This window comes from Arthrobacter ginkgonis (assembly GCF_039540195.1).
GTDB classification, from domain to species: Bacteria; Actinomycetota; Actinomycetes; order Actinomycetales; family Micrococcaceae; genus Zafaria; species Zafaria ginkgonis.
In genome coordinates this window covers 1-26,294 of the sequence record NZ_BAABEO010000004.1, presented here as the reverse complement: position 1 = coordinate 26,294, position 26,294 = coordinate 1, and the positions used below count along the sequence as shown (strand labels likewise).

Sequence of the window (26,294 nt, the reverse complement as noted above, 5' to 3'; positions counted from 1 at the left end):
GGTCTCGTTCATCGCTGGGCTCCTTGAAGGGCCGTTTCGGTCAGGGTGGCGGGGTCCGCGCCGGTGAGGGCGGCGGCAAGCAGGGCGGTGAGGTTGTCCGCCGTGACGGGGCGGGGGTTGGTGGCGGGGATGGCGGGCAGGGCGATCCGGACGGCCTCGGGGATGTTCTCTTCGGTGAAGCCGTAGTCGGCCAGTGCGCGCGGGGCGTCGAGCGTGGCGCGCAGGTCCTGGAGTCCCTGCAGGGCGGTGCCGGTGCCGAACGCGGCGGCGATGCGGGCCTCGGCCTGGGGGGCGTGCGGGGCGTTGAAGGCGAGCACGTAGGGCAGGACGGTGGCGTGGGTTTGGGCGTGGGGCAGGTTGAAGGTGCCTCCGAGGACGTGGCAGATCTTGTGGTGCATCCCGGAGCCGGCGGAGGCGAAGGCGACGGCGGCCAGGTACGCCCCGTAGAGCGCCTGTTCCCGGCCCTCCGGCCCGGCCGGGTCCGCGACGATGGCCGGCAGCCCGGCGGCCAGGGCGCGGAGGCCCTCGGCGGCCAGGGCGGCGTTGATGGGGTCCGCGCGCGGTCCCCAGAGGGAGTCGACGCAGTGGGCCAGACCGTTCAGCCCGGAGGCGACGGACAGTTCCACGGGCAGGGTGAGGGTCAGCCCGGCGTCGTAGATGACGGTGGCGGGCAGGACCTGGTCGTCGACGCCGGTGGTTTTGCGGGCGGCCTCGGTCAGGCCCCACACGTTGGTGGCCTCGGACCCGGCGTAGGTCGTCGGGACCGCGAGGATCGGGATCCCGGTGGTCAGGGCAATGGCCTTCGCCAGGCCCGTCGTCGAGCCCCCGCCCACGCAGACGATCAGGTCGATCCCGGCGTCGGTGGCCGCGGTGCGGGCGCGCTCGGCGACCTCGACGGGCACGTGCATGACGACGTCGGTGTGCCACAGGACCGGGTCGATGTCCGCGGCCACCCGCTCCGCCATCGGCAGTTCGAACTCCGAGGCGATCACCATCACCCGCCCCGCGCCCAGCCGGGCGACCTCTGCGGCCAGGTTCGCCGCCGCCTTGCCGGAACCGAACAGGACCCGCTGGCCCAGGGTGGTGTGTTCAAACGTCAGCATGGTGTGGTTTCCCTTCACTTGGTGGTGTTGGTGGTGTTGGTGGTGGCCGGGATGGAGAGCCGAAGGCCCTCGAAGAGCGCGTCGAGGTGGGCGCGCAGCTCCTCCGGGGTTGTGGCGGTGGCGCCGACGTAGAAGTCGGGGCGCAGGACGGCATATTCGGCGCCGATCGAGTCGAACCAGGCCCCGTAGGTGCCGTCGAGGTCGACGACGTCGCCGGCGCCCGCCGGTCCGATCCCGGCGCAGCGCCCGCCGAGCGATTCCAGCAGCCGGCGTTGTTCCTCGGTGAGCAGGCTGGCCGGGTTGGCCCCGCGGCCGATGACGCTCCAGCCGCGGCCCACGACGTCGTCGAACCGTCCGGTGCTCCCGTTCGCCTCGACGATGCCCTGCACGGACAGCTCGCCGGCGTGTGCCGTGCCGTGGATCCAGAGGCCGGGACCGAGCGAGGCGATGTCGGTGTCGACGGGGGTGCCGTCGGACGCCTCGAGCTCGGCGGTCATCCGGCGGTCGCGTTCGGCGGCTTCTTCCGGGTCGGTGATGCAGATGATCTTGCCCAGCTCCATGGAGAAGTTGATGTAGTGCTGGACGTGGCCGGCGCGTTCGGTGCCGTACGAGTCAAGCAGGGCCTCGCCCGCCTTGCCGGAGAGCACCAGGTCCAGCCGCCAGGCCAGCGCCAGGGAGTCGCGCAGCCCGGCGCACATGCCCTCGCCGGCGAACGGCGGCATGAGGTGGGCGGCGTCGCCGGCGATCAGGCCGCGGCCGTTGCGCCAGGCCGAGGCCCAGCGGGCCTGGAAGCGGTAGACCGCGGAGCGCTCCAGCACGGAGTTTTCCGGCGTGGGGCCCCAGGGCTCGAGCAGGCTCCAGGCGGAGGCGGTGGAGGAAAGCTCCGCCGGGTCCTCGCCGGGCAGCACCATGTACTCCCAGCGACGCCGGCCCGGGCCGCCCGGGACGATCGTGGTGGGACGGGCCGGGTCGCAGAGCTGCCAGTGGGTGGGATCGCTGGGCATCGGCTCGTTCGGGATGACATCCAGGATCAGCCAGTCGAAGAAGTAGCCGTGGTCCTCGAAACCCAGCCCCAGGGCCTGGCGGACGAAGCTGTTGGCGCCGTCGGCTCCCACCACGTACCTGGCGCGCAGCGTCTCGGTGGAGGCGCCGCCGTCGGCGGAGGCCACGGAACAGCTCAGCAGGACGCCGTCGTCGTGCTGCTCCAGGCCGGTGGCCTGCCAGCCGCAGCGGGTCTCGACGCCGGGCAGTTCCGCGGCCAGCCCGCGCAGCCGCTTCTCGAGGGCGGGCTGGGAGAACCAGTAGCGGGTGCGCCAGCCGGAGGCCGCGGTGCTGGCCCAGTCGACCTCCAGGAGGGTGCGGCCCTCGGCGTTCTTCCAGTAGTAGATGTCGTCGTGGTAGTCGACGGCGGGGTCGTTGTCCGAGTCGATGCCGAGGATGGCCAGGATGCGGGCGATCTCGTGGTCGTAGGTGATGGCGCGCGGCTGCTCGTAGAAGGTGGGCCACTTTTCGACGATGGTGACGCGGTGGCCGCGGCGGCCGAGCAGGACGGCGAGGAGGGTACCGACCGGCCCGCCGCCGACGATCGCCACGTCGGCGTCGAAGCCGCCGGGGGAGCCCGGTCCTGAGTCCGTGCCATGGATGGTTTCGACGGCGAGGCTTCCGACGGCGGGGCTGTCGAGGAGAGGCCTTTCGTCGAGGAGGCGGGGTTCAAATGCTGAGGTCATGCCGGTTCCCTTTTCGCGTGATGCGGGTCATGTTGTTGAGCAATAGTGGCATAAATCTCAATAGTGAGCAATCCCTCAGTTTTGATGGGAGGGCACATTTCGTGCGAACCGGCGGGGGATCGCGGCACCGCGGTGTGCATCGGCGGCGACTCTGGCGTAGCGTTTCTGGCGTGCCATCAGTAGATTCCGGTTCCCCGTCCACGGTCCCCGCCGGGCGCCAGCAGCGCCGGCGCGAACAGACCCGCGCCCGGCTCGTCGAAGCGGCGCAGCGGCTGATGGCGGAGCGGGGGGTTGAGGCCGTCGGCCTGGCGGAAATCACCGACGCGGCCGACCTGGGTGCCGGGACCTTCTACAACTACTTCCAGTCCCGCGACGAGATCGTCGAGGCCGTCGCCGAGGCCTCCGTCGAGTCCATGGGCGCGGCGCTTGACCGGATGACCGCCGGCATGCCCGACGCCGCGGAGGTCTTCGCGGCCTCGCTGCGGCACCTTGTCCTGAGGGCGGTCACGGATCCGCTGTGGGGGTGGTTCGTGGTGCGGCTGGGCGTGGCCCACCCCAAGCTCATCGAGATCCTGGGCCCGCGGGCCGCGCGCGACCTGCGCCGCGGCGTGGACGCCGGACGGTTCGCCATCCCCGACATCGACATCGCGACCTCCTGCACCTTCGGGTCCCTGTTGGCCACCCTGCACCTGGTGCTCTCCGCCGAGACGAAGGACGGGGCCGACCGGCTCTTCGCCCAAACGATGCTCTGCATGGTGGGCGTGCCGGCCGGGGAGGCCCAAGAGGTCGCCTCCCGACCCCTGCCCCCGCTTCCGGTCGACGACGCCTAGCGCCTGCCGCCCGACCTCAGGCCCCGCACCTTTTGGTGCGGGGCCTTCTTGCGTCCGCGGCGCTTTCCCGTGGAGGCCGGCGTTCCGCCCCGAGTTCGGCGTTCCGTCCCGCGGCACTGCGGGTTTGGCGCGGGCTCTTGCAAATAAGTGAGATATCTCTCACAATTGCTGAATCACTCAGTTTTGACGAGTTGATCAATACAGGCGAGTTCCGCACCGCCCGGTCCTCGTATCCCGTGGCCGACCGCCGTCCGGATGCTCCGCGGGCCCCGCCATCGGCACCCGCGCAGGCCTGGAATCCATAGGCGCCAACATCCCCTTGCGCAACCATCCGCAAGCGCTCCGATCCGCCGGAGCCCACCATCCGCAGAAAAGGAACAGCCATGAACCAAAACCCCCCACTGGACCGCGCCCAGCGGCGCGGCCCCGGCAGGCCCACCCTGGCCAACAACGCAGTGATCGCGCTGTGCCTGACCGTCACGCTCATGGAGGGCTACAACCTGATCGTCTTCGGCTCCGTCGTCCCCCTCCTGCTTGAGGACCGTTCCCTGGGCATCGACGAGCGGACCACCGGGCTCGTGGGCGGAATCGTCTACATCGGCGCCCTGGCCGGGGTGCTCGGCGGTACGGCGCTGGCCGACCGCATTGGACGGCCCCGCGTGATGGCGCTCGCCGCGGCGGTCTTCGCCCTGGGATCGGCCCTGGCCGCCCTGGCCCCCACGCCGGAACTGCTGGGCGCCGCGCGGCTGCTCACCGGCGTCGGGGTCGGTGCCGCCCTTACCACCGCCATGACGCTGGCGCGGAACCACGCCCCGGAAGGGCGCGGAAGCCTGGTGATCACCATTGCGATGGCCGGCGTTCCCCTGGGCGGCACCCTGGCGGCCCTGCTCGGGATGTTCCTGATGCCCCTGTGGGGATGGCGCTCCATGTTCTGGCTGGGCACCGCCATGACCCTGGTCATCCTTGCGGTGCTGCTCTCCTCGCGCATCAGCGAACCGGCCGAGGTCCGCGACGCCTCGCTGACGCCCCTGCGCAAGTTCACGGGACTGTTCCGGGACCGCGGCTACGTCTTCGTGCTCTGCGTGGCGCTGGCCGCCGTCTTCAACATGGCCACGTGGCTGGGCCTGAACGTCTGGCTGGCCGAGGCCATGAAGAACCTCGGCTTCGGCCTGACCCAGGCGCTGGTCTTCGCGTTCACCCTGACCGGTGCCGCCGTCGTCGGTTCGTGGTTCACCGCAACGGCCGCCGACAAGGCCGGTCCGGCGAAAATCACCCTCCTGTGCGCGGCCCTGACGCTCCTGGGTCTCCTCGGCCTGTTGTGGGGACCCGCCACGCCGGGATTCGCCCTGGTGTGCGTGGCGCTGATGGGCATCGGCGGGCACTCGGCCCAGAACCTCATCAATGCCACCGCCACCAGTGCCGTGGAACCGCATTCGCGCGGCACCATTCTGGGGCTCACCAACACGATGGCGTTCACCGGCTCCTTCGTTGGCCCCTTCTTCGGCGGCCTGGCGTTCGCCTCCCACGGGCCCGCGGGACTGTTCACCCTGTACGCCGCCGCGGCGGTGCTGTGCCTGCTGATCGGCGTCGGGCTCTTCTTCAGCCACGCCCGCCGCACCGGTCGTGCCCCGCGGGACGCCGCGGACCTTCTCGCCGTGCGCTAGCGGTACTCAGCCGGCCGGCTGGTGCAGCTTGGCCCAGGCCTCGTAGCCGCCCACGACGTCGGCGACGTTGTCCTGGCCACGCTCGCGCAGCAGGCTGGCGGCCACGGAAGAGCGCCAGCCGGAGGCGCAGTGGACGATCACGGCCGGGGCGTCGGCCACCTCGCGGCGCCGGCGGGCCAGCTGGGCCAGCGGGATGTGCATGCTGCCCGGGATCGCCCCGGCCTCGCGCTCGCCGGGGTTGCGCACGTCGAGCACGACGGCGTGCCGCGCGGCGGCGGCTGCCTCCAGCTCCTCGGCGTTGATGCGCTCCGCGACCCTCACCAGCGGCGCCAGGTCGGCCGCGAACGCGGCGGCCGGGTCGGCCAGGTAGCCGACGACCCCGTCGATGCCGATGCGGGCCAGGCGCAGGGCGGCCTCCTGTTCCCGGCCCGGGTCGGCGACGAGCACCACCCGGTCCGCCAGGTGCAGGACCATGCCGGCGGTCTCGGCGAAGCGGCCGTCCAGGCCCACGTTCAGCGATCCGCGCAGGTGTCCGGCGGCGAAGTCCGCCGGGGTGCGGGTGTCGATGATGCGGGCACCGGCCTCGACGGCGGCCAGCAGCCGGTCCGGGGCCAGCGGTCCGGGCTCCGGACCGGCACCGAGCACCGGGTGGGTGTGCCTGTTCATGGCCGCGTCCTCGGCAAAGTACTCCGGGGCGGCGTTCTGGCCGGTGGTGATCATCTCGATGAACTCGTCCACGGACATCGGCTGGACCGAGGGGTTGGTGGCGCGCTGGGCACCGACCGTGGAGACCAGCTCGTCGGAGAGCGCCTTCCCGCAGAAGGAGCCGGCACCGTGCGCCGGCATGACCCTGGTCTGGTCAGGCAGCGCCAGCAGCACGTTGTGGATCGAGTGGTACAGGGCCGTGCCCAGCTCTTGCGGGGAGGCGCCCGGTGCCGCAACCAGGTCGGGCCGGCCCACGTCCCCCACGAAGAGGGCGTCGCCGGTCAGCACCGCATAGGGCACCTGGTCGCCGGGGTGCTCGCGGACGACGACGGAGATCGACTCCCACGTGTGCCCGGGGGTCTCCAGGATCTCCAGCTCGACGCCGTCGTGTCCGTTCCTGCCCAGTTCATCCACGCCTGGTTCGTCCCCACCCAGGGAAATCCGTTCGCCGTGGCTGAAGCGGCGGATCGGGTACTCGGTTTCGGCGCGCGAGCCATAGCCGATCCAGGCGCCGGTGGCCGCGGCCAACTCGAGGTGCCCGGCGATGAAGTCCGCATGGACGTGGGTGTTGATGACGCCGACGATGGTCAGTCCCAAGGCCTTCGCCTCGTCCAGGTACTCGCCGACGTCCCGGCGGGGGTCCACCACAACGGCCCGGCCGCTGGACTCGTCGCCGATCAGGTACGAGCCCTGGGAGAGGCAGCCGAGGTAGAACTGCTTCACGATCATGGGGATTCCTCCCAACCCCTGTGGCCCGTCGAGCGGCCGGCAGGGTGGCCCCCGGCCGGATGGCGAGGCGTTCCGGTATCCATTTTAGAAACCCTGAGGGGGATGCCACCAGTGGCGGGGCGCGTCCCGACCGCGCGTCCCGACCGTGTGCCCCGCCCGGTCACCGGCGCTGGCTCCGGAGCCCGGCCAGCAGCAGGGCCAGACCGGCCACCTGGAGGGCGGCGACGATGCCGGCCAGGGCTGCCCGGTCGCCGTAGAGGGCCCCGGCCAGCAGCCCTGCGGCGAGCGCGCCAGCGCCCTCGAAGGCGGCGAAGATCCCATATGCGGTGCCCCGCCGGCCGGCCGGGACGAGGTCCGCCACCAGCGCCTTGGCGGTCGAGTCCAGGATCCCGACGGCGGCTCCCCAGGCCGCGACCCCGGCCAGGACCAGGGGCAGCCGGTCCGCCAGCGACAGGCCCGGCACCAGCGCCACCAGGAACGGCACGGCCAGCAGGACGGCGCCGCCGCGCTTGTCGTACACGGCCCCGCTGGCCAGCGCCGCGAGGGCGGCGGCCGCCATGGCCCCCGCGTACACCAGCGGCACGGCCGCCAGCGGGACCAGGCCGGCCTCGGTCAGGTGGAAGGAAATCAGCCCGAACGTCACCAGTCCGGCGCTGGCGGCCAGCGCGGCGGCCGCGAACAGGTAGAACGGTGCGGGCAGCCGCCGGGGAGCACCGGCCGGCGCCGGTGCGTCCTCCGGGGTCCCGAAGGGGGTCGCGCGGACCGGGCCGGATGCGCCCGCACCCGATGCGCCGGCGTCGGACGCACCGGGGTCCGGAACGCGTCGGCGCAGCCACAGCAGCAGCACGACGGCGGCGGCGCCGGGCACCGCGAGCACGGCCAGTGCCGGCCAAAGGGACGACGTCGCGGCCACGACGCCGGCCGCCAGCAGCGGACCCAGGAACGCGCCCAGCTGGTCCAGCGACTTGTGGACCGCGAAGCCGCGCCCGCGGCCAACGGCGGCCGCCGCGTCGGCCAGCAGGACCGTCTTGGCCGGGGAACGCACGGCCTTGCCGGTGCGGTCCGCCAGGATCAGGCAACTGGCCAGCCACAGGCCGGCGGCCCCCGCGAAGGGGGACAGGGCCAGCAGCGGGATGCTGGCGGCGGTCAGGGCATAGCCGGCCAGGGTGAAGCGCCAGTACGCACGGGTCCGGTCGGCCCACGGGCCCGAGACCAGCCGCAGGCCCTGGGCGATGGCCTCCCCGGCCCCGGTGACCAGGCCCACCAGCAGCGCCGTGGCGCCCAGCTGCCCCAGCAGCGGTCCGGCGAGCGAGCGGCCGCCGTCGGAGACCATGTCCACGGCGAGGCTGACGAAGCCGAACCCCAGCACCACCCGCCAGGGCGAGAGGGCGGGGGCCGGCACCGGGTCAGCCCGCGGTCGCGGTCCTGGGCTGGACCGGGACGGGCTGCAGCGTTTCGGCGGAGGCCGGGTCGACGCCGTGGGTGAGCAGGAAGCCGTCCAGGTCCGTGGTCGCGAAGTTGAAGGCCTGGCCGTTGCCGGGGCCGAAGCTGACGCAGCCGACGACTTCCCCGTTCCCGTCCACCACCGGGCCGCCGGACATGCCGGCGGAGACGGCCGCGGAGATCTCCACGAAGGCCACGCCGCTGGACCAGGTTTGGACGGAACTGACCTCGCCGCTCTTGAAGGAGGCGCGCTGGCGGCCGGCTTCGCTGACGGTGCCCACCAGGGCGGGGAACCCGATGGCGGTGACCCTGTCGCCCACGGCGGCGGCGCCCGCCCTGACCGGAAGCGCCGGAGTCGGTTCCGTGAACCCGGTGACGCGCAGCAGGGCGTTGTCGCCCTGGTCCAGGTTCTGGAAGGCCACCACCTCGGTGACCAGGCCACGCGCCGGCAGCACCGCCCCCTGGAGGCTCTCGTTCTGGTACGCGTAGACGGTGCGCGTGATGGTGGTCTCGTCGTACCACATGTAGCCGATCTTCTGCTCGACCTGCTCCTCGGTGTTGCCTTGGCTGCGCAGGTACGCCGCGGCCAGTTCGTTGCCGATCGTGGCCGGGTCCGAGTTGTCCACGCAGTGTCCGGCGGTGGCGATGTGGGCGGAGGCGGTCACGAAGACGCCGGAGCAGCTGCTGCCGTACGCCACCGGCTCCTGCAGCCACACCACCTCCCCGTGGTCGCCGTCGTACCCGACCGCGCCGCTCCATTCGATGTAGAGCTGGACGACGGACTTTTCGATCGCGCCGGGGTCATAGGCAACGGGGTCAAGGACGGCGCTGGCCGCCGGGGGTGCCACCAGGCCCAGGACCGCGAGCAGCAGGCCGAGGGCTGCGCCGGATGCGTGGCGGGTTCGGCTGCGGGGCAACGGGGGGATTGCCATCGCCGTGCCTTTCCAGACGGGTGGCTGAGGGCCGGGGTCGATGGGCGCCGACACTGCCGATTAGAGCACCGCCCCACTGGGTTTGCAACAGCTAGGCAAGGCCCCTGGCGTCCCGGTCCGGACCGCCCTCCGGACCTGCCTGCGGAGTGGCCGCGGGGCCGGCCGCCGCCCCGGAGGCGTGGCCGCCGGCCCCGGTGTTGCCCGGGCGCCGGCTGGCCGCCGCGGCGACCTCGCGGGTCAGGAAGGCTCCCAGTTCGCTGATGGTGCTCATCAGCGGCGCCGGGAAGATGACGGTGGAATTCTTGTCCACCCCGAGTTCCACCAGCGTCTGCAGGTTGCGCAGTTGCAGCGCCAGAGGATGGGCCATCATCGTGTCGGAGGCTTCGCCCAGGGCCGACGCGGCCAGCGATTCGCCCTCGGCGGCGATGATCTTGGCCCGCTTCTCCCGTTCGGCTTCCGCCTGGCGGGCCATGGCCCGCTTCATGCTGTCGGGAAGCTGGATGTCCTTCAGCTCCACGAGGGTGACCTCCACGCCCCAGTCCAGCGTGGTGACATCCAGGATCTGCCGGATGTCCGAATTGATGACGTCCGTTTCGGAGAGCGTCTCGTCGAGGGTGTGCTGGCCGACCACCTTGCGCAGGGTCGTCTGGGCGATCTGGTCGATGGCGGCATAGACGTTTTCGATGGCCACGATGGACCGCACGGCGTCGTTGACCCGGAAGTAGGCGACGGCGGAAATGTCGACGCTGACGTTGTCCCGGGTGATGATCCCCTGGGACTGGATCGGCAGCGTGACGATCCGCAGCGACACCTTGGTCATCTTGTCGATGACCGGGATGATGGCCACCAGGCCCGGTTCCTTGACGGTCCGCACCCGGCCCAGCCGGAACACCACGCCGCGCTCGTACTGCTGGACCACGTGGATCGCCCGCGTTAGGACGACGACGGCGAGCAGCACGATGAGCGCCACACCGATAACCTTGGCGAACGTCATGGTGTCCTCCCGGCGGCTGCTGGGCCGTGGGACCCTGAAGGTGGGGAAGGCGCCGGCCGGGACGCGAGGTTTTCGGCGGCGGGGCCCTGGATGACGCTGCCGTCGGTGGCGAACCGGGAGCCGTGGCAGGGGCAGTCCCAGGTGGCCTCGACCGGATTGAACTCCACCGTGCAGCCCTGGTGGGTGCAGGTGGCCGAAACGGCAAGGAACCGCCCGTCCTCGTCGGCGTAGACCGCCGTGTCCCCGTCCTGCTGCGCCACCACCGTGCCCTCGCCGGGGGCCAGCGCCTCCAGGCGGGCCAGGCCGTCCTGCGCCGTCGCGCCCGAACCGGCGCTGTCCGAACCGGCGTCGGCCGTCCCGGCCGCTTCGGCCGCGCCGGGCGGAGGGCCGGGCCGGTTGGTGTCGAACAGCGACGCCCACGCCCCGGCGGTGCCGGTGACCGTGCCGGTCAGCATCAGGGCCGCGGCGGTGCCGTTGGTCAGGCCCCACTTGCGCAGGCCGGTGATGACGTGGATGTGCCGCGCCGTGGGGGAGATGGGACCGGCGTAGGGCAACCCGTCGACGGGCATGCTGTCCTGCGTGGACCACCGGAAGGCGATCTCCCCGGCGTGGAGGCTGTCGCGGGCAAAATCGGCCAGCCGGCGGTAGCGCTCCACGGTGCCGCCGCCGGCCGAGGCGCGGTGGCCCTCGCCGCCGGCCAGCACGTAGCGGGTGCCGTCCACCGTGGCGGTCATGATCGAGCGCAGCGGATCGTCGACGCTGATGAACGTGGCCCCCGGGTCCGGCGCGGAGGTGGGTGCGGCGACCAGGTAGGAGCGGTGCGGGTAGCACCGCTGCCCGAACCGGCCCCCGTCCCCGAAGGGCACGTTCGTGGCCACGATGACCTCGCGGGCCCGCAGGCTCCCGTTCCAGGTCTCGACCACGCTGGGCGAGCCCTCGCGCAGGGCCCGGGCCGGGGAGCGCTCGAACACAAAGCTGCCGCCGCCGTCGACCGCCCGGGCCAGGCCCTGCACGTACCTGAGCGCATGCAGCTGCGCCTGCTCGTCGAAGCGCACTGCTCCCTTCACCGCGAACGGCAGCGGCACCTCGTCCGTGAAGGCCGAGGGAAGGCCGAAGCCGGCCGCCAGGGACGCCTCGGCGCGGACGCGCGCCAGGGAGGCATCGGTCAGTGCATAGGTGTAGTTGGCCACGCGGCGGAAGCCGCAGTCGATGCCCTCCTGCGCCACGACGCGCGCGACGTGCTCGATCGCGTCCTGGTTGGCCTGCCCGTAGGCGCGGGCGGTTCCGGGGTCGTGGCTTTCGGCCAGATCGGCATAGACGAGCCGGTGCAGGGAGGTGACCTTGCCGGTGGTGCTTCCGGTGACGCCGGAGCCGATGCGGGCGGACTCCAGGACCGCCACCGTATGCCCGGCGCGCTTGAGGGCCAGTGCGGCGGTCAGGCCGGCGATGCCGCCGCCGACCACGGCCACGTCCACCTCGACGTCGGTGTCCAGCATGGGGTAGGCGGTGGGCGCCGCCGTGGCCACCCAGAGCGACACCGGCTTGCCTTCAAGGCGATCGCTCATCGTCGGCACCTTCCAGGGTCTGGGGCACTGGCTTCCAATATGCCCGCTTTCCGGCGGAAAGGGGTAGGGTGCGGCATGGAGATCTGCTTCGTCGGAGACATCATGCTTGGCCGGCTGGTCAACGACCGGCTGCGGCGGACCGGACCCGGGCACCCGTGGGGCGACGTGCTGCCGGTGCTTGCCGGCGCCGACGTGCGGATCGGGAACCTCGAGTGCGTCCTGTCCGACCGCGGGATCCCTTGGCCGGGCAAGACCTTCCACTTCCGCTCGGACACCCGCAATGTCGCCTGCCTGGAGGCGGCGGGGTTCGACGCCGTCTCGCTGGCCAACAACCACGTGCTCGACTACGACGCCGACGCGCTCCTGGACACGCTGTGCACCCTGGACGCCCACCGCGTCCTGCATGCCGGCGCCGGCGCCGACCTGGATGCGGCCCGCCGCCCCGCGCTGTGGGAATGCCGGGGCACCCGGCTGGGGCTGGTGGCCCTCACCGACAACGAACCCGGGTGGGAGGCCACCGGCCGCGCTCCCGGCGTCCACCACGTCCCCATCGATCCGGCCGACGCGCGGGCCCGGGCCCTGCTGGAGGCGGTCCGGGACCTGCGGGAGCGGACCGGAGTGCTCATCGTTTCGGCCCACTGGGGCGGCAACTGGGGCACCGCGGCGCCGCCGGCGCACCGGGCCTTCGCCCATGCGCTCATCGACGCCGGAGCCGACGTGGTCTACGGCCATTCGCCCCACATCACCCGGGGCATCGAAATCCACCGGGGACGGCCGATCCTCTACGGCACCGGAGACTTCGTGGACGACTACGCCGTTGACCCGCTCGAGCGCAACGACGAGTCCTTCATCTTCCTGCTGCGCACCGGCGGGGAGGGTCCCGGAAACCGGCAGCACCAGGCCGGCGAGCTGCAGCTGGTGCCGACCGTCATCGAGGACTGCAGCGCCCGCCTCGCCGGCCCGGGCGACGCCGCCCGCATGGTCCGGCGCATGCAGCGGCTCTGTGCGGACCTGGGGACCGCCAGCACTTGGCGCGAGGACCTGGGGCGCCTGGTGGTTCCGCTGGTTCCCCACGACGCCGGCGCCCCGGCGGATGCCCCGCGAACCCCGCCTTTCGCGTAGTCAGACTGGATTTTTGGGGCGATACTTGCCCCATGAACGCAACACCGAAAAAGCCGGACCGCGTGCTGGTGGCCATCGTGGCCGCGGTCGCGGCGCTGGTGGTCCTGTCCCTGGTGCTGGTCTTCGCACGGGGGGAGCCGGCTCCCCTGGATGAAGCCTCGCCCGAGGGCGTCGTGCAGCGCTACGCCGTTGCCGTCATCGACGGCGACGAGGCCACTGCGCTCACCTACCTGACCGAGGCGGCGCGGAAGAATTGCCAGCGCACGGACTACCCCGCCACCGAGGACCTGCGGGTCGCCCTGGTGTCCACGACGGTCCGCGAGGACACCGCGGACGTCAAGGTTTCCCTCGTCACCTCCGCGGACGGCGGTCCCTTCGGCCCGTCCGAATACTCCTACGACGACGTCTTCGACCTGGCCAAGGTGGATGGGCGGTGGCTGATCGACACCGCGCCCTGGCAGCTGGCCATCTGCACCAGCGGCACGGTGACCCCGTGAGCGGCGACGCGGTGAACGGCGACCCAAAGAACACGGCCCGCACCGACCCCGCACCGCTTGCCGGCTCCACCCAGCCGACGGTGCGCCGCTTGGTCGTCTACGTCCTGCTCTTCGCGCTCGTCGCCATCGCCGCCGCCGGACTCGGCGGCCTGCTGGGCCGCCTTTTCGCGCTCGGCACCGAATTCGCCGGCCGCGACACCACGGGCCTGGCCCGCTCGCTGGCCTTCACCCTCATCGGGGGCCCGCTGGCCGCGGCCCTGTGGTGGGCGGTGTGGCGCCGGCTCGCGGAGCCGGCCGAGCGCTCCGCTCTCGCCTGGGGCCTCTACCTCTCCGGCATGTACGTGGTGTCGCTGGTGGCCGCGGCCTCCAGCCTGCTGGGCACCGCGTCCTCGCTGATCGACGGGCGGCCGCTGGCCTGGCGGCTCTCGCTGGCCAACGGCCTGGTGTGGGCCGCCGTTTGGCTGTGGCACCGCTGGATGCGGCGCCACCCCGCCAAGGGTCCGCTGCGCCTGGAGGATGTTCCGGCCGTCGCCGGGACGGTCTACGGCCTCATCCTCGGCGCAGGGGCGGCCGCCGGCGCCTTGGAGGGCGTGTTCGGCGCCGCCACCGACACCGCCGCGGCACGCACGGGCTTCGGCCAGCCCTGGTGGATTCCCGTCCTGGAATCCTGCGTCTGGGCCCTCGGCGGCCTGGTCATCTGGTGGTGGCACTGGTTCCGGGAAGGCGCCCGGGGCCTGCGCACCCGGCTGGCCGAGGTCGCCCTGGTCGTCGTCGGCATCATGGCCGCGGCCATCGCAGCCCTGGCCGGGACCGGGGTGGTGGTGTACGTGCTGCTTCGGCTGGCGTTCGACCGCACCGACCCCCTCCACACCCTGCTGTCCCCCCTGCCCGCGGGCCTGGCCGCGGCGTCCGTCGGCCTGCTGGTGTGGCGCTACCACCACTGCGTCGCGCGGGAGCGCTCCGGCACCGTCAGGAACGCGGCCACCCTGGTGGTCTCCGGTGCCGCCCTGGCCGCGGCCGCCTCGGGCATCGGCGTCGTCATCAACGCCTCGCTGGCCCTGGCCACCACCCCGCTGGCCGGCGAGGAGCCCCGGACCCTGCTGCTGGGCGGGCTTGCCTCGCTGCTGGTCGGCGGCCCCGTCTGGTGGCTGGCCTGGAAACCGACCGCGGCCGCCGACCCCGCCGGGCGGCGCATCTATCTGGTGGCAGTGTTCGGGGTCAGCGCCGTCGTGGCCCTCGTCGCGCTGCTGGTGGTCGGCTACCGGCTCTTCGAGTTCCTGCTCGGCGACGCCTCCGGCGCCGGCCTGGTGGACCGGGTCCGTGCCCCGCTGGGCCTGCTGGTCGCCACCGGCCTGGTGGCCGCGTACCACTTCGCCGTCTGGCGCCGGGACCGCACTGCGCTCGCCGGTGCTGTGCTCGCCGGGACCGCCCCGACCCCCACGCGCACCATTGCCCGGGCCGTTCTGGTCACCGGCTCCGACGCCGGGCCGCTGGCCCGTGCCATCGAGGAGGCCACCGGGGCCGACGTCACCGTGTGGCGGACCGCCGGAAGCCCCGCCGGTGCCCTACACGGCGCCGGGCCCGACGCCGGCCCGGGCGCCGAGGCGCTCGCCCGCGCCCTGGCGGGCGTGGAGGCGCGCGAGGTGCTGGTCCTCGCCGGGCCCGGCGACCGGATCGAAGTGATCCCGATGGCCCGCTAGCGTCCCATCGGGTCCCTCGCCGCCTGGCGTCCAGCCGGCTCCCAGGCCTGGCTTCTCTCGGCGCGGGTCCCTCGCCGCCTGGACTGGGCGGCACGCCGGGTTCGCCCCGGGAAACCCGGCGTGCCGGCCCGCGGCTAGAGTGGGCGTGGAAGAAGGAGCCGCGCCGGCCCGGTCCCGGGTGCCGCGGCCTGTCAGGCCCGGAATTGCAAGGAGCGCCGCATTGACCAAGACCGTCCAGCAGGGGCAGGAGCCCCGGTTCGCCCAGACCAACGCCTACTACCAGGGGCTCGGCGAGGGGCGCTACCACTCCTCGGTGCACACCCAGGGAGCCTGGAGCCCGGCCGAACAGCACATGGCCGCAGCGACCGGGCTGCTCACGCACGAGCTGGAACTCTTCCAGCCGCGCCCGGACCTGCGGATGGCCCGCATCAGCCTGGACATCCACGGGGTCATCCACGCCGGCGAGCTGGAGGTGCACACCCGCATGGTCCGGCCCGGGCGCACCATCGAACTGATCGAGGCGGAGATGGTCTGCCAGGGCAGGACCGCGATCGTTGCCCGCGCCTGGCGGCTCAAGACGCTCGACTCGGCCCTCGTCGCCGCCGTCGAGGACCGCTCCGTCGCCCATCCCGAGGACCTGCCGGAGTGGGAAGGCATGTCGCCCTGGCCCGGCGGCTTCATCGAGTCGCTCGATTTCCGGGTGGAGCCGGGCCACCGTCCCGGCCGGGGCGTGGTCTGGCTGCGCTCGCTACGCGACATGGTCGACGGCACCCCCACCTCCGATTTGGTGCGCCTGATGGGGATGGTCGACACCGCCAACGGCGTCGCGCCGCGGGTGGAGCCGGGGCCGGCGTCGTGGATGTTCCCGAACGTGGACCTGCAGATCCACATGCACCGCGCGCCGGTCGGCGAATGGCTGGGGCTGGCTGCCCGGCAGACCTACGGGACCGACGGCATCGGCCTGACCTCGGCGGTCCTGCACGACGTCGAGGGCCCGTTCGGGCGCAGCGAACAGATCCTCACGGTGCGGCCCATGCCCACCCCGGGCAGCTAGCCCGGCATGCCGACACGGCCGCATGATTCGCCAACCGTAGTGGCACGCTTGGCTGAATCTGTAAACTGCGTGGCATGACTCGCATCCACCACCAGGGCCCGGGCGGGTTCCGCTGGCCGACCCTCCTGCTCAGTGCGGCCCTGGCCGCGGCCCTGGTTGCCGTGCCCGGACCGGCCGTGCCGGCCTGGGCCGCCCCGCCTCAGGCGACCGCCCTGGAAGGGGTCCAGGCGGTCGTGGAGGAAGCCCCGGCGGAGGAGGCCGCGCCCGTCGACGGCGAAGCGGTGCGGGACCTTCCGGTCTCCGGCGTCGACGCAGGGGCGGCCGGCTCCGAGGCGGCCCGTGAGGAGGCCCAGCCCCTCACCGGCGCCGTCCCGGAGGACACCGCGGCGGTGATCGCGCCGAAGGACGCCGCCCCGCAGGAGCTGGCCGCGGGGCAGGCGCCCGATGCCGATCCGGCCGACGACGGGCAGCTGGCGGCCCTCACCGCCCCGCGCACCACGTCCGAATTCACCGCTGCCGGCCTGACGTGGACCGCCGAGCCGGGCAACGAGGTCCTCGAAGCGGCGCTGCGGGTGCGCGAGGACGGCGAATGGTCCGAATGGGCGAGCCTGGAGGTGCTCTCCGGCGGCCCCGGCGACGAGCCGGGATCCGGCGCGGCGAAGGTGGGCACCGACCCGTTCCTGACCCTCGGCGCCGACGGCGTCCAGGCCCGGGTGCTCACGGTCACCGGCGCCGCCCCGGCGGACCTGTCCATCAGCCTCGTCTCGGCCGGGACCGCCGCCACCGACGGCGACCTCGAGCCCGCCCCGGCCGGCACCCCCGCTGCGGGAACCGCCGTGGCTGCCCCGGCCGGGGACGGCATCGTGGGGGCCGGGACGACGGCGGCCGCCCAGCCGGCGTCGTACCTGACTCCAGCCACCGCAGCTTCCGCCACCGCGGCGTCCACCACCCTGAACGCATCGCTGCCCGCCTCCGTGAACGGCGCCGCGCTGAGGCCGGCCATCGTCACCCGCGCCCAGTGGGGAGCCAACGAGTCCCAGGCCGACACCACGGACCGCCGCTCCCTGCGGCTGAAGGCCATGTACGTGCACCACACGGCCAGCTCCAACAACTACACCAAGGCCCAGGCCTACCAGCAGATCCGGGCGATCTACGACTACCACACCAAGTCGCTGGGGTGGGACGACATCGGCTACCAGTTCCTGGTCGACCGCTTCGGCACCATCTACGAGGGCCGCCGCGGCGCCCTCGCCCAACTGACCGTCGGCGCGCAGGCCGGAGGGTACAACGCCGAAACCATTGGCGTCTCGATGCTGGGCAACTTCGACATCGCCGCCCCGCCCACGGCCGCGGTGAGCGCGCTGACCAAGGTGCTGGCCTGGAAGGGCTACCAGTACAACCTGGACGTCACGGACAGGACCACGCTGACCACCACCGTCGTCGGCTCCTCCACCGCGCGCGCCCAGGACGGCACCCAGGTGCAGATCCCGGTGATCCTGGGTCACCGCGACACCAACTACACCGCCTGCCCGGGGCGGTACCTCTACCCGAAACTCGGCGCCATCCGCAAGGACGTGGCCGAGCGGATCCAGGCCACCACCGCCCGGTACGGCAAGGCCGGGGACGCGCTCGAGGCCCCCGCCCAGGCCGGCTCCCCGCCCGCCGTCACCGCGAACGGCACCGTGCGGCTGGACTGGAAGCCGGTGGGCCGGGCCGTGGCCTATCAGGTCATGTACCGCGGAGCCCTGAACGGGGAGTCCTTCGCCGACGGGCGCATGTGGCAGGCCGGCAGCACCACCACGGGCACGACGGCGGAGGTGCCCCTGGAAGCGGGGGAGACCGTTGTCTACGGGGTGCGGGCCCTCGACTCCTCCGGCCGCACCAGCGCCATCACCAAGCTGGGGCAGACCACCCGGAACCTCTCCCTGAAGTCGCAGGTGAAGGCCGCGGATTGGACCCGGGGGGCGGACCCCGACGCCCCCGGAGGACTCGCCTACACCGCGGACGCCCGCAACGCGACGCTCAGCGTCGCCGGCACCGTGGGGGCCGCCCGCGTCAGCGTTACGGCGCTGTCCGGCACGGCCGCGGCCGACATCGCGGTGAAGGTGGGCGGCACCAAGGTCGGCACGCTCTCCTTCCCGGCCTCCCGCGCCTACGCGACCAGGACCCTGACGCTGCCCTCCGGCAGCGCGGGAACCGTCACGCTGGTGGCCGGCAGCCGTGGCCTCAAGGTCGCCGGCATGGTGCTGCCGCGCGCAGCCGCCGCCGCGCCGCCGGGAACGCGGATCGCTCCGGCGGCCAAGCCGTCCCTGGTGGCCCCCTCCTCCGGAACCTCCCCGTTCCTGCTCTCCACCACCGCGACGTTTTCCTGGAAGGCGCAGAAGGACGCCGCGAAGTACACGGTGTGGGTGAAGCGGGCCGCGCACGGCCAGGCGATGCCGTCCGCTTGGACCAAGATCGCCACCACCACCGCCACCAGCTTGAAGCTCTCCTTCAAGAGCGGGGAGACGGTGCGGGTCGGCGTCCGGGCCGTCAGCAGCTTCGGAGGATCCTCCCCGCGGGCCAGCTTCGCCGCCATCACGCGCACGCCGCTGATGGAGTCCCTGAAGCGCTCCAGCAGCTGGCGGACGGTCGCCGATCCCGACTTCTTCGCGGACAAGGCCTACCGGTCCCGGGCCAAGGGCGCCTGGCTCAAACTGGCCGGGGTGCGGGACGCCCGGAGCGTGCAGATCGTCGCCGCGCGCGGAAGCGGCTACGGTCGGATCGGCGTCTACGCAGGCTCCAAGCGGGTCGGGACGATCGACCTGTCCTCGACCAAGGCACGGGCCAAGGACAGGGTCCGCTACACGGTGGAGCTGCCGTCCACGTTCTCCGGGACCATCGCGGTCAGGAAACTGGATACCAAGACGGCCAAGGTCAGCCGGATCATCGCCGCGCGCTGACCCGTTACGACGGCGGCCCGCGGCCGCTGTCCTCCAGGCGGTCGCCCCTAGCGGGAGACCTTGGCCGTTGCCGAGGAAGTCCGCGACGCGGTGGCGTAGCCGACCTTGCTGGCGGTGACCTTCACCGTGATCCGGCGGCTGCGGTCGCTCCGTGTGGGCGTGTAGCTGGATTTGGTGGCGTTGCGGATTTCCTTGCCGTCGCGGTACCACTGGTATCTCTTGGTGGTCCCCGACGTCCAGCCGGTGGTCTTGGCTGTGAGCTTCGTGCCGACCTTGGCGGTTCCGGAGATCGTCGGGGCCTTGGTGGTGAGCAGGCCGGGGCCGACCGTTTTGGTGTTCGGGCTCCCCACGAGATCCACATGATGGGTGGCGCTGGACGGTGTCACCCGCACGAGCAGGGTCTTGCCCCAGTCGGCGACCACGGGTGTGTACGTCTTGCCCGAGTGCGCCTTGCCGGCAGCGTTCTTGATCAACTTGCCGTCGGCGTACCAGCGGTAGGTCAGCGTGGTGCCGGCCGGCCATGGGCCGCTGGTTGCCGTCAGCTTGCTTCCCACCCGTGCGGTGCCTGTGATCCGTGCGGTGGTCGGATCATTCCACAGCGCCTTGTACACGGGACCGCCCGAGTAGGTCACGGTGACATCGTTGTACGCGGGGTGGGTGAAGGTCCCGCGGGCCGTCACCTTCTTGCCAATGTCTTGGGCGGTCGGCGTATAGGTCAGCCCGGTGGCTCCGGCGATGGCCATGCCGTCCCGGTACCACGCGTATCCCTTCGCGGTGAAAGCGGGGTCGAAGTCCGGAGCCGAAATCCGCAGCGGCGACCCGTAAACGGCCTCCGCGTTGTGGAACGACGACTCGAAGGGGGCAATGCTGCCTTTGCCAACCGTGACCGGTTCGCTGGCGAAGAAGGCCCGCTGGTACCCAGGGGTGGATGCCCACACCGCCAGGATGAGCGTTTTGCCGTAGAGGTCGTATCCCAGGCGCAGTTCATCGCTGGCGTTGGCGGCCACGCGTTTGCCGTCCGCAATCCACACGTAGTCGAAGTAGGTGTTCTCCGGCCAGCCGGGTCCGGCGTCAGGGACCAGCACGTTCTCAACGGCGGCCGTACCGGTGAACGTGACCTTGTGCTCCCCATGCCGGCCCTCTGCGACGGCCACGCCCTCGGACAACCGGCTGCGCACGGTGCCGTCGGGCCACGTGCCGGTGACCCGGACGTAGAGCCGTTCGTCGGCCACGGTGCGGTAGCTGGGAACGAAGCTCGCGCCGGTCGCTGCGGACGACGCGTTGCGGTCCCGCACCCACTCGTAGGACAAAGCCACCTCGCCGGGACCCCACTCGCCCGGCTCGACCGTGAGCGTGTGCCCAACCTGCGCGGTTCCGGAAATCGTGGGGATGGGCGCCGTGTAGGCAGGATCAGTTACCTCAAACACCAGGGTCGATGCGTCCGGGGATTCCGCCCAGAGCGTCGACGAATCGCCGTACGGCCTCTTCTCGCTGACGTGGAGCCGCGAAATCCAGTAGGTGCCCGTCGGAAAGCTGGTCGCGTCCGTGGAAAGTTCGCTCTCCCACTCCCAGAGGTTTCCCCCCACGTTGCGGGCTTCGGGATGGGCGGGCCCGAGCGAAGCCTGGAAACCGCCCGGTCCGCGCAACGTGCCGTCGAAGTAGTTGATCCCCTGCATATCCTCGGCCCGGAACCTGAAGCGCAGGGGCTGCCCCGGCGCGGGCTCGGCGGTGATCAGCTCCGGAACTTCGATGCGCGGTCCGAGCCCGAACTCCGTCCCGGTGACCTCGAGGGAAGGCCAGTCGGTGCCGGCCGGCAAGCTGAATCCGTAGGATGAATTCTTCCCGTCGCTGAGCCTGAAGTCGCTGAGCGTCACCGTCCCGGCGGGCCAGTCGGCATTGCCGAACTGCAGCCGAAACTCTCCGGACCAGATGCCGTCCTCGCCGGGGACCGCCACGGACGTGCCGTACATGGGGTGGTACCACATGGCATCGCCGGTGCTCTTCACATTGGCCCAGGCATGGACCTGGCTGGTGTCCCGGGCGGTCCATTCGAAGACGACGGTATCGCCCGGCCGGGCCACCGGATCGGAGACAAGTCGCACGGAAAGCAGTTCCGGAGCCCCATCACCGACAACGGCCGCCCCGGCAGGACCGGCCAGCAGTGTCCCGGCGAGCGCCAGTGCGCCACCACCCGCCGTTGCGCGGAGGCGGCGAGACGTTCCCGTCGACTTCATGTGTTCCCCCAAGAAAGCGCGAAAAAACGCGGCCTGCTGCGAGTGGTGCAGGACGCGCGAGTATGCCAGCTAGCCTACCAATGCCCATCCGTTCCTTCCGGTTCCCGAGGGACTTTCCGCGGATGTTCACCGGGTTCCGGGTCCCGGGGTGGGGAAGTGGTCCCGACGGATCCCGTTTGGGGAGTTTCGGCAGCTGGCGCTCGGCGCGGGGCCCTCGGCCCATAACGTTTACGGGCCTCCCGTGCCTCGCTGGCGCTCGGCGCGGGGCCCTCGGCCCATAAACTGGGTCCCATGAGTTTGTGGAATCCGGCCTCCGATGCCCCGCTGACCCTCTGGCGGACCGAGGCGTCCGGGGACCCTGCGGAGGACCTGCACGCAGGCATCGAACTGCTGGGGCAGGTGCGCTCGGGTGAAAGGCCGCCGACGCTGCGGCTATACCGGCCGAAGCCGACGCTTGCCTTCGGCCAGCGGGACGTGCGCCTGCCCGGCTACGCCGACGCCGCCGAGGCCGCCGCTTCCGCCGGGTTCGCCCCGGTGGTGCGCAAGGCCGGCGGGAGGGCCGCCGCCTACCACCGCGGGACGCTGATCGTGGACCATGTGGAACCGGACGCCGAAGCGATGGTGGGACACCAGGACCGCTTCCGCATCCTGGGCGAACTGTATGCCTCGGCGCTGCGCTCCCTCGGCATCGACGCCGGGGTTGGTGAGATCCCGGGGGAGTACTGCCCCGGCCAGTACAGCGTCCACGGCATACCGCTTCAAGGGCCCGGCACGGTGCCGGCTGGCCCCATCAAGCTCGTGGGAACCGCCCAGCGCGTGGTCGCCGGGGCGTGGCTGTTCTCCTCGGTGTTCGTGGTTGAGGACTCCGCCCCGATCCGCGGCGTCCTCACCGACGTGTACGCGGCGCTGGGGCTGCCGTTCGATCCGAGCACGGCGGGAGCGGCGGAGGACCTGGCCCCCGGCACCACCGTGGAGGCGCTGGAGCGGGCACTGGTTGCGGCCTACGCCCTCCAGCTGGAGGTCGTCGTCGGCGGCTAGCCGAGCCGTTCTGCCGAACCATTCCGCCGGAGCGTCCGGAAAGGACCCGCCCGCAGTACCTGGGGTGTTTTCCGGATGCCCGCTGGGGGTGTGGGCCCGGCTAAGGCTTTTCCCCGGCGATCAGCTTCCGGGCCGCGGCCAGCTGCGCGCTGGTGCAGGACCCGCCGTAGCCGGCGACCCACATCCGCGAGGAGCCGTTGGCGAGGTATTCGGTACCGGTGCGTTTGGCGCCCATGGCGTCGGCCATGCAATCGGCCATGTGCTCGATGCCGTTGCCCTTGCCGTAAACCCGGTTCATGGATTCCTTGAGTGCCTCCCCGTCGTATCCGTAGGTCCGGTACTGCAGGATGTGGGCGCACTCGTGGTACTGGACCGCCACGGCCATCGGATGGTTCGGATCCAGCGCCTTGTTCCGGCCGGTCACGGTGGCCAGGTTGATCCACTCGCTGGCCTTCTTCCGCTCCGGTCCGTTCCGCGCCCAGTCCACATGGGCGGAGTTGTCGCCGACGATGTTGGTCCTGATGCTCACCCCCGCGCACCACGCGGCCACGTTCTTGGCCGCCGAGGCCTTCCAGGACAACTTTCCCACCATCGTGGACTGTGCCACCTTGGTGGTTTTGGACAGCAGCACCCATCCGATCTTGGACCGGTACCGGACCTGCACGCGGGTGCCGTCGGAGCTGATCCTGTTGGTCGGCGAGGCGAGGGTGTAATCGGCAGGTATCGAGGCGCGCTTCTTCTTGCTGGTCGCGGACGCGTACAGCGTGGCCGGCTCATTGGTTTGGTACTTGGCCCGGGCCCGATCCTTCTGCGGGAGGGCCGGCGTCGGAGCTGCCGTCCGGGAAGGATCCGGGACGCCGGTCTCCGCGGCACTGGTCTTCACTGCGCCGGTTTCCACCGTATCGGGGGTCGGAGCCGGATCCGGGGTGCCGGATTCTTCCGGGCCGTCAGTGTTATCCGCGTCGGCCGCCGTGGTGGCCATGGGGGGACCTCCGGGCGCCTCGTGGGCGACCGCGCTGGCCGCGCGGGGCGCGGCAGCCGGGGCGTGGAGCTGCGGACCCGCCAACAACGCGAGGGCAACGGCCAGGGCAATGGCGGCGGCCAGCGGACAGGGCCGCAGGACGAGCCCTGCGTACGGTGCCCGTTGCGGATCCGGGGCGATGCCGGTAGGACTGCCCGCGTGCCGCAGTCGTGGCGCGGATGATTCCCCCACGCGTCCCTTGTACCACAGGGCCGGGGAGGCTGGACAGGCCCACCGCCGGGCGCGCTCCGCGCGGAACGACGCCGGGGCGGGTTGCGTGCGCAACCCGCCCCGGCGTCGTCTGGTTTCCCCGCGCTCCCCGCGCTCCCCGCGCGGGCCGGCGCGCCGAACGGGCGCGCCGTAGGGTCCGCTAGACCCTCTTGCCGGCGACGATCTTCTTGGCCGCGGCCAGGTGCGTGGCGGTGCACTTGCCGCCGTAGCCGGAGGTCCAGGTCCGGGTGGCGCCGTTGCCCGCGGATTCGGTGCCCTTGCGCTTGGCGCCCAGGGCCTCGGAGATGCAGTCGGCCATGTGCTCGACGCCGCCGGCGGTGTTGCCCGAGGTGCCGTAGACCTTGTCCATGGCGCGCTTGAGCCCGGCGAAGTCGTAGTTGTAGGCCCGGTACTGCATGATGTGCCCGCACTCGTGGTACTGGATGGAGATCGCCATCGGGTGGTTCGGGTTCAGGGCGGTTCCCCAGTTGGTCTTCGTGGACAGGTTGATCTTCTCGGTGACCTTGCGCTTGCCGTTGGTCGTGCTGACCTGCGCGGTGGCCTGGTTCATGTAGTTGACGCTGGTGTCGATCGGCACCCCGGAGCACCACTTGGAGATGTTCTTGGCCGCCGAGGCCTTCCAGGACAGCTGGCCGACCTTGGTGGACAGGGACACCTTGGAGGCCTTCGAGAGCGTGATCCAGCCGGTCTTCGACTTGTACTGGACCTGGATGCGCTTGCCGTCGCTGCTCTTCTTCGCCGTCCGGGTGGCCACCGTGTAGTCGGCCGGAACGGTGGCGAGCTTCTTGGTTCCGCTGCCGGCGGAGTAGAGCGTCGCGGAGACGTTGGTCTGGTACTTGGCCTTGATCGCCGCCGTTGCGGCGGGGGTGGCGGTCGCCAGGCTCACCCGTTCGATCCCATCGGCTTCGGACGCGGCCTGCGGAAGGGCGCCCAGCGAGACCTCGCCCACGGTGGTTGCCTCCGGGGCGCTCGCCGGCAGGACGGCGGGCGCGGCAACGGAGGCGCCGACGAGGGCAAGGGCCAAGGCGGCGGCGGGGATGAAGCGGGGCATTAGGGTCCTTCCGGTAACAAGCCCTATATCCGACCCGGGGCGGGGTCGTCGGTAAAACCCTACATAGTTATGGGTTCGTTATCAATAGGTCATGAGTGAATCAATCCACAAATGCTGTGAAGATGCCCGGCATTCAGTCGCTGGCCCACCCCTGTGACCCTCCCTACACTGGTGATGGGCACCTCCGGGGCCCGGTCCGGCCGCCACACCCGGGACCGGACGTCGCGGCAAGCGGGAGGGAGCGTGGGGTGAACGAGGTAGTCCGATACGAGGTCGGCTCCGGTACCGTGCTGGTGGAGGTCGAGGCCAACAGCTATGGGGTGGACCACCCGGCCCGGAACGAACAGGGCATCGTGAACGCGGGCCGCCGCCTGGAGGACGCGCTCGCCGGCATCCGCCCGGCCGCGGCCGCGGCCCTTGAGGCGCTGCGCGAACTGGCCCCGGACCACATGGAAATCCAGTTCGGGGTGAAGCTGGCCGGCGAGGCCGGGGCAATCATCGCCCGCAACGCGGCGGAGAGCCACTTCATGATCCGCATGTCCTGGGCCGGGGCCGAAGCGCCCCCGCCCGAAGAGCCGTAGGCGGGAAAGAGGGACGGGCCGTAGGCATCAAGGTCGATCGCGGCCGCGGGCGGGACGCACGACGGCGGCGGCACCGTGGGTGGTGCCGCCGCCGTCGTGCGTCCCGCCCGGAACGTGTCCGTCCGGGAGGTGGGGTGCCGGGCTAGTGGCCGCGGGCGATCCAGTCGGCCAGGTGCGGCTTTTCGCCGCCGATGGTCGTCGCTTCCCCGTGGCCGGTGAGGACCACGGTGTCGTTCGGCAGCGTCAGGAGGCGCTTGCGGATGGATTCGATGATGGTGTCGAAGTCGCTGTAGGAGCGGCCGGTGGCGCCGGGGCCGCCGTTGAAGAGGGTGTCGCCGGAGAAGAGCGTGTCCAGGGACTCGGCGTAGAAGCAGGTGGAGCCCGGCGAGTGGCCGGGGGTGTGCAGGGCGACCAGTTCGGTGCCGGCGATCTCGAAGACGTCGCCGTCGGTGATCTGCGCGTCGGGTTCGGTGTCGGGGAACACGGCTTCCCAGAGGATCTGGTCGTCCGGGTTCAGGTACACCGGGGCGTTGACCAGGTTGGCGAAGTCGCGGGCGTGGCGGATGTGGTCGTCGTGTCCGTGGGTGAGCAGGACGGCCTTGACGGTGCGTGACCCGACGGCGTCGGCGATGGCTTGGGGGTCGTGGGCGGGGTCGATGACGAACACTTCGGTGTCGTTGCCGATGATCCAGACGTTGTTGTCCACGTCCCAGGTGCCGCCGTCGAGGCTGAAGGTGCCGGAAGTGACCAGGTTTTCGACGGTCGCGGTCATGCCTTCAGCTCCCCGACGGAGCCCATCTCGACGACGGAGCGCAGGACTTTGCCTTCGTGCATTTTGTGGAAGGCTTCCTCGATGTCGGCCAGGCCGATGCGTTCGGTGACGAAGGCGTCCAGGTCCAGGCGGCCGAGCTTGTATTGCTCGACGAGCATGGGGAAGTCCCGCGACGGCAGGCAGTCTCCGTACCAGGAGGATTTGAGGGATCCGCCGCGGCCGAAGACGTCCAGCAGCGGCAGCTCCAGGGTCATGGCGGGGGTGGGCACGCCGACGAGGACGACCCGGCCGGCGAGGTCGCGGGCGTAGAAGGCCTGCTTGTAGGTTTCGGGGCGTCCGACGGCGTCGATGACGACGTC

At 71.6% G+C, this 26,294-nt stretch carries 21 protein-coding genes; 9 read left to right on the top strand and 12 right to left on the bottom strand.

The annotated features are described in order from the left end of the window. Positions 1-8 precede the first annotated feature (8 nt). Together ABD912_RS01410 and mhpA are read right to left on the bottom strand one after the other, a co-directional pair. Positions 9-1,103 carry a maleylacetate reductase gene (locus ABD912_RS01410; RefSeq protein ID WP_345147918.1) on the bottom strand — a complete coding sequence of 365 codons (1,095 nt, stop codon included), beginning with the start codon at positions 1,101-1,103 and terminating at the stop codon, positions 9-11. 14 nt (positions 1,104-1,117) lie between these two features. Further along, entirely contained in the window at positions 1,118-2,830 is a 1,713-nt protein-coding gene (gene mhpA, locus ABD912_RS01405; RefSeq protein ID WP_345147916.1) for a bifunctional 3-(3-hydroxy-phenyl)propionate/3-hydroxycinnamic acid hydroxylase MhpA, read from the bottom strand. Positions 2,831-3,000: 170 nt separating this feature from the next. On the opposite strand from mhpA, the gene ABD912_RS01400 reads away from it, so the two are divergent. Beyond that, positions 3,001-3,660: a TetR/AcrR family transcriptional regulator gene (locus tag ABD912_RS01400; protein WP_345147915.1), complete on the top strand. Its 660-nt coding sequence runs from the start codon at positions 3,001-3,003 to the stop codon at positions 3,658-3,660. Between the two features lie 383 nt (positions 3,661-4,043). Further along, positions 4,044-5,324, top strand: a complete 1,281-nt coding sequence (locus ABD912_RS01395; protein WP_345147913.1) for an MFS transporter — start codon at positions 4,044-4,046, stop codon at positions 5,322-5,324. A 6-nt stretch (positions 5,325-5,330) separates the two neighbouring features. Here ABD912_RS01395 and ABD912_RS01390 read toward each other — a convergent pair whose 3' ends face one another. The 5 genes from ABD912_RS01390 to ABD912_RS01370 all read right to left on the bottom strand — a co-directional run bounded on the left by ABD912_RS01390 (position 5,331) and on the right by ABD912_RS01370 (position 11,692). Continuing rightward, a complete protein-coding gene (locus ABD912_RS01390) occupies positions 5,331-6,758 on the bottom strand; it encodes a rhodanese-like domain-containing protein (protein ID WP_345147912.1) in 1,428 nt (475 codons plus the stop codon). A gap of 160 nt (positions 6,759-6,918) precedes the next feature. Continuing rightward, positions 6,919-8,160, bottom strand: a complete 1,242-nt coding sequence (locus tag ABD912_RS01385) for an MFS transporter (protein WP_345147911.1) — start codon at positions 8,158-8,160, stop codon at positions 6,919-6,921. A 4-nt stretch (positions 8,161-8,164) separates the two neighbouring features. Next, complete coding sequence (locus ABD912_RS01380) at positions 8,165-9,133, bottom strand: S1 family peptidase (RefSeq protein WP_345147909.1); 969 nt, start codon at positions 9,131-9,133, stop codon at positions 8,165-8,167. A gap of 91 nt (positions 9,134-9,224) precedes the next feature. Continuing rightward, complete coding sequence (locus tag ABD912_RS01375; protein WP_345147908.1) at positions 9,225-10,127, bottom strand: slipin family protein; 903 nt, start codon at positions 10,125-10,127, stop codon at positions 9,225-9,227. After that, positions 10,124-11,692 carry an FAD-dependent oxidoreductase gene (locus ABD912_RS01370; protein ID WP_345147907.1) on the bottom strand — a complete coding sequence of 523 codons (1,569 nt, stop codon included), beginning with the start codon at positions 11,690-11,692 and terminating at the stop codon, positions 10,124-10,126. The genes ABD912_RS01375 and ABD912_RS01370 overlap by 4 nt, the downstream gene beginning before the upstream one ends. Before the next feature lie 75 nt (positions 11,693-11,767). Here ABD912_RS01370 and ABD912_RS01365 point away from each other — a divergent pair, with 75 nt between their 5' ends. The 5 genes from ABD912_RS01365 (at position 11,768) to ABD912_RS01345 (ending at position 19,007) form a co-directional block, all read left to right on the top strand. After that, entirely contained in the window at positions 11,768-12,814 is a 1,047-nt protein-coding gene (locus ABD912_RS01365) for a CapA family protein (RefSeq protein ID WP_345147906.1), read from the top strand. A 32-nt stretch (positions 12,815-12,846) separates the two neighbouring features. Beyond that, on the top strand, positions 12,847-13,311 hold the full coding sequence (locus ABD912_RS01360; protein ID WP_345147905.1) for a hypothetical protein: 465 nt from the start codon (positions 12,847-12,849) through the stop codon (positions 13,309-13,311). Further along, positions 13,308-15,011: a DUF5671 domain-containing protein gene (locus tag ABD912_RS01355; protein WP_345147903.1), complete on the top strand. Its 1,704-nt coding sequence runs from the start codon at positions 13,308-13,310 to the stop codon at positions 15,009-15,011. Before ABD912_RS01360 ends, ABD912_RS01355 begins: the two co-directional genes overlap by 4 nt. 220 nt (positions 15,012-15,231) lie before the next feature. Then, the gene (locus tag ABD912_RS01350) at positions 15,232-16,065 is read left to right on the top strand and encodes a thioesterase family protein (protein ID WP_425548004.1); all 834 of its coding nucleotides are present in this window, start codon (positions 15,232-15,234) and stop codon (positions 16,063-16,065) included. 74 nt (positions 16,066-16,139) lie between these two features. After that, on the top strand, positions 16,140-19,007 hold the full coding sequence (locus tag ABD912_RS01345) for a peptidoglycan recognition protein family protein (RefSeq protein WP_345147902.1): 2,868 nt from the start codon (positions 16,140-16,142) through the stop codon (positions 19,005-19,007). A 47-nt stretch (positions 19,008-19,054) separates the two neighbouring features. Here the strand turns inward: ABD912_RS01345 and ABD912_RS01340 are convergent, their stop codons facing one another. After that, positions 19,055-21,109, bottom strand: a complete 2,055-nt coding sequence (locus tag ABD912_RS01340; protein ID WP_345147900.1) for a hypothetical protein — start codon at positions 21,107-21,109, stop codon at positions 19,055-19,057. 423 nt (positions 21,110-21,532) lie between these two features. Between ABD912_RS01340 and ABD912_RS01335 the strand changes: the two genes are divergently transcribed. Further along, positions 21,533-22,279 carry a lipoate--protein ligase family protein gene (locus tag ABD912_RS01335; protein ID WP_345147899.1) on the top strand — a complete coding sequence of 249 codons (747 nt, stop codon included), beginning with the start codon at positions 21,533-21,535 and terminating at the stop codon, positions 22,277-22,279. Positions 22,280-22,379: 100 nt separating this feature from the next. Here the strand turns inward: ABD912_RS01335 and ABD912_RS01330 are convergent, their stop codons facing one another. Together ABD912_RS01330 and ABD912_RS01325 are read right to left on the bottom strand one after the other, a co-directional pair. Further along, a complete protein-coding gene (locus tag ABD912_RS01330) occupies positions 22,380-23,261 on the bottom strand; it encodes a hypothetical protein (protein WP_345147898.1) in 882 nt (293 codons plus the stop codon). A 409-nt stretch (positions 23,262-23,670) separates the two neighbouring features. Further along, positions 23,671-24,582, bottom strand: a complete 912-nt coding sequence (locus ABD912_RS01325) for a hypothetical protein (RefSeq protein ID WP_345147897.1) — start codon at positions 24,580-24,582, stop codon at positions 23,671-23,673. A 248-nt stretch (positions 24,583-24,830) separates the two neighbouring features. Here ABD912_RS01325 and ABD912_RS01320 point away from each other — a divergent pair, with 248 nt between their 5' ends. Further along, positions 24,831-25,163 carry a CU044_2847 family protein gene (locus ABD912_RS01320; protein ID WP_345147896.1) on the top strand — a complete coding sequence of 111 codons (333 nt, stop codon included), beginning with the start codon at positions 24,831-24,833 and terminating at the stop codon, positions 25,161-25,163. A gap of 142 nt (positions 25,164-25,305) precedes the next feature. On the opposite strand, the gene ABD912_RS01315 is transcribed toward ABD912_RS01320, so the two are convergent. Then, positions 25,306-25,935, bottom strand: coding sequence for an MBL fold metallo-hydrolase (locus tag ABD912_RS01315; protein ID WP_345147895.1), 630 nt, complete (start codon positions 25,933-25,935; stop codon positions 25,306-25,308). Next, the coding region (locus ABD912_RS01310) for a zinc-binding dehydrogenase (RefSeq protein ID WP_345147894.1) at positions 25,932-26,294 on the bottom strand (363 nt) is incomplete at its 5' end. The genes ABD912_RS01310 and ABD912_RS01315, both read right to left, overlap by 4 nt.

What these genes read in the sequence shown, in the direction of transcription:
- ABD912_RS01345 (WP_345147902.1), top strand. Translation starts at nt 16,140, where the DNA reads ATGACTCGCATCCACCACCAGGGCCCGGGCGGGTTCCGCTGGCCGACC.
- ABD912_RS01315 (WP_345147895.1), bottom strand. Translation starts at nt 25,935, where the DNA reads ATGACCGCGACCGTCGAAAACCTGGTCACTTCCGGCACCTTCAGCCTC.
- ABD912_RS01330 (WP_345147898.1), bottom strand. Translation starts at nt 23,261, where the DNA reads ATGGCCACCACGGCGGCCGACGCGGATAACACTGACGGCCCGGAAGAA.
- ABD912_RS01380 (WP_345147909.1), bottom strand. Translation starts at nt 9,133, where the DNA reads ATGGCAATCCCCCCGTTGCCCCGCAGCCGAACCCGCCACGCATCCGGC.
- ABD912_RS01375 (WP_345147908.1), bottom strand. Translation starts at nt 10,127, where the DNA reads ATGACGTTCGCCAAGGTTATCGGTGTGGCGCTCATCGTGCTGCTCGCC.
- ABD912_RS01395 (WP_345147913.1), top strand. Translation starts at nt 4,044, where the DNA reads ATGAACCAAAACCCCCCACTGGACCGCGCCCAGCGGCGCGGCCCCGGC.
- mhpA (WP_345147916.1), bottom strand. Translation starts at nt 2,830, where the DNA reads ATGACCTCAGCATTTGAACCCCGCCTCCTCGACGAAAGGCCTCTCCTC.
- ABD912_RS01365 (WP_345147906.1), top strand. Translation starts at nt 11,768, where the DNA reads ATGGAGATCTGCTTCGTCGGAGACATCATGCTTGGCCGGCTGGTCAAC.
- ABD912_RS01325 (WP_345147897.1), bottom strand. Translation starts at nt 24,582, where the DNA reads ATGCCCCGCTTCATCCCCGCCGCCGCCTTGGCCCTTGCCCTCGTCGGC.
- ABD912_RS01370 (WP_345147907.1), bottom strand. Translation starts at nt 11,692, where the DNA reads ATGAGCGATCGCCTTGAAGGCAAGCCGGTGTCGCTCTGGGTGGCCACG.
- ABD912_RS01410 (WP_345147918.1), bottom strand. Translation starts at nt 1,103, where the DNA reads ATGCTGACGTTTGAACACACCACCCTGGGCCAGCGGGTCCTGTTCGGT.
- ABD912_RS01335 (WP_345147899.1), top strand. Translation starts at nt 21,533, where the DNA reads ATGAGTTTGTGGAATCCGGCCTCCGATGCCCCGCTGACCCTCTGGCGG.
- ABD912_RS01390 (WP_345147912.1), bottom strand. Translation starts at nt 6,758, where the DNA reads ATGATCGTGAAGCAGTTCTACCTCGGCTGCCTCTCCCAGGGCTCGTAC.
- ABD912_RS01360 (WP_345147905.1), top strand. Translation starts at nt 12,847, where the DNA reads ATGAACGCAACACCGAAAAAGCCGGACCGCGTGCTGGTGGCCATCGTG.